Source organism: Halanaerobium congolense (assembly GCF_004366375.1).
GTDB classification, from domain to species: domain Bacteria; phylum Bacillota; class Halanaerobiia; order Halanaerobiales; family Halanaerobiaceae; genus Halanaerobium; species Halanaerobium congolense.
The window spans coordinates 1-2,673 of sequence record NZ_SOEF01000075.1; the positions used below are offsets into that span (position 1 = coordinate 1).

The window sequence follows — 2,673 nt, forward strand, 5'->3', positions numbered from 1 at the left end:
CGGAATATTTTCTGTTTGCCATTGGTGTTTCCCCCTTGTAATTAGAGTATATCACTTTCAAACTTTTTCTCCAATTCTGTTAGGGGGCTATATAGTTTTGTACCATTTTAAAGAAGAACTATTGAAATATAACAGTCTAAGTGTAATGGGCTCAGCATTAAGCCATCTTAGCAATTGTATTAACGTAAACACATTATTAGATATAGATATAGATAGAACTAATATTAAATGGAAATTATATTTGATAAATCATGGAATAAAATACAAGGGGAAAACAAACTCCAATTATTTTGCTTTTATGAATAATTTAATGAAATTTATTCATGATTTTTATGATGATAGAGATGAAACAGATAAAAATATTTGGAATATAAAAAACATACGGGGAGCAAGAATTCCCGCAAGCGGTCTTTCAAATCCAACATTAGATTTTTCATCTATACCTCAATATTATAGAAAAGTTGTTAAAAGCTACCTCAAGACTATTATAACAAAAAGATCAGCTAGTCACTGCTTTCATATGTTATCGAGAATTAAATATTTCATTAATTCGTTTTATTCTAGAGATTACAAAGATGGATTTATTGAACAATTAAATAGACAGGATATAGAAGATTATCTATATCTTTTAAATAATGATTTTAGAGATAATAATCCAACTTATAGAAGTAAATTTATATCTTATCTAAGAACATTTTTAGAATATATTCAACTTGCTCAGTATAAAAAAGCACCAAAAAAAGAAGTATCCTTTTTAATATTTCAAGATGATATTCCCAGAAGGGAATTAAATAAAGATGAAGTTAAGAAAGCTAAATTTATACCAGAGCCTGTGGTAAAGCAGCTTGATAATAATATCAGAGAGCTAGATCGAATTCAATATATCCCCTTCTATATTTTGCTTAGGGAAACAGGTTGGCGAGGAACAGATATATTAAATCTTAGGTATAATAATTGTTTGAAAAGATATTGGAATAAAAAAGAGGAAAAATATAATAATCAATTGTGTGGGGATATTACCAAAACTGGTATAGCTAATCTTAAAATACCCATTAGAGATCAGGTTGCAGAAATGCTTGATAGTTGTATAAAAAAAACTAAAAAAAAGAGTGATGATAATAACAATCCTAAAAAATATTTGTTTAACATGTATAAAGGTCCAAGAAAAACAAGACCTTTTAGTTTGACAGTATTTGTAAACTCAATTAGAAGATTAATCAAAGAAAAAGATATTAGAGACCATAATGGTGAATTATATCATTTCACTCCACATCAACTGAGGCACACTAGGGCTAAAGAATATATAGATCAAGGAATGGGGATTAGTATCATTCAGCAGATATTAGGACATACAAGCCTGCAAATGACCATTCATTATGCAAAGATATCTGAGAATAAATTATATGAAAAATGGAAGGAAACAAAAGATCTAGAACTGTTTAAAGTAGAAACAAATATTGAAAACAATCAAACCAATCTTGAACCCAAATCTAAAGAAAATTTAATTAGATATGAGTACATTAAAGAAAATTTGGATGCAGTAAAGGTTCCTTTTGGAATATGCTTTAAACCGTCTAAATTGCCCTGTAAAAAGCAGTTAAACCATTGTCTAAACTGTGCTAGCTTTTGTACTTCAATTGAACACATACCTGAATATGAAGCGGAAATAATTAAGGTTAAAGAACATATTGTAAGAAGTGAAAAAAATGGTAAAGACTTGTGGGTAGAAAAAAACAGAGCCTATCTAAAATTATTAGAAAAAATGCTGATAAAAATTAAAGAAGAAAAAATTGTTCATAAAAATGCTAGAACAAGGGAGGTACAATCTAATGGCTAAGAATAACACAAATGGTTTGAAAAAATATGCTAAAAAAAGAACAGATATTGCTTTAGAAAAAGCAGATAAGGCTATTAGAAACCTCTCTATGCATAAAGAAAAAATTAACTTTAATAGTGTTGCTAAAGAAAGTGGGGTGTCTAAATCCTTTTTATATAATAATCAGCAAATAAAAGAAAGAATTGAAGATTTAAGACAAAAACAGGTTAATATTAAAATGAATCAGATAAGCAAAAAAAATAAAACAAATAAATCCAAAGATACAGTTATTCAGGCTAAAGATAAAAAAATTAAAGAACTTAAAAAAGAAAATAATGAATTAAAAAGACAGTTAAAAATCTTAAGAGGAACAATTTACGATAGAAATTGATTAGAAATTCAAGAAAGACATTCTTACTTGAAACATATGTCTTTCAAGTAAGAATGCTATCATATAGACATTTGTTAAGGTCTTACACTAGATATAGTAAGGAGTTGATTATTATGCCTAATATTAAACCAGTTTCAGATTTAAGAAATTATAATGAAGTGTTAAAAGATATAGGAGAGGGTTCTCCGGTATTTTTAACCAAAAACGGCAGAGGTAAATTTGCAATCATGGATATTGAAGAATATGAGAAAAATCAAGCTACCATAAAATTACTTTCTAAATTGATAGAAGCTGAAAATAGAGTTAAATCTAAAGATGATTGGATGAACGAAGAACAGGTGAAAGAAAAACTGGGGGTTTAAATATAATGCCACCACTTTACAAAAAAATTAGATAAAAAATTGGCGACTTATTCCTTCTTTTGATATAATATTTGTTACCTACAACAAATATGAAAGGAATAAAC

The 2,673-nt window shown here is 27.6% G+C and carries 3 protein-coding genes; all 3 read left to right on the forward strand.

From position 1 onward, the window contains the following. Window positions 1–1,837, forward strand: a 1,837-nt coding sequence (locus tag C7954_RS13420; protein WP_134060306.1) for a tyrosine-type recombinase/integrase, incomplete at its 5' end; no start/stop codon positions are given. Continuing rightward, window positions 1,830–2,207, forward strand: coding sequence for a DUF6262 family protein (locus C7954_RS13425; protein WP_133505629.1), 378 nt, complete (start codon window positions 1,830–1,832; stop codon window positions 2,205–2,207). The genes C7954_RS13420 and C7954_RS13425, both read left to right, overlap by 8 nt. 113 nt (window positions 2,208–2,320) lie before the next feature. Then, window positions 2,321–2,569 carry a type II toxin-antitoxin system prevent-host-death family antitoxin gene (locus tag C7954_RS13430; protein ID WP_073160988.1) on the forward strand — a complete coding sequence of 83 codons (249 nt, stop codon included), beginning with the start codon at window positions 2,321–2,323 and terminating at the stop codon, window positions 2,567–2,569. The last annotated feature ends 104 nt before the right edge of the window (window positions 2,570–2,673 follow it).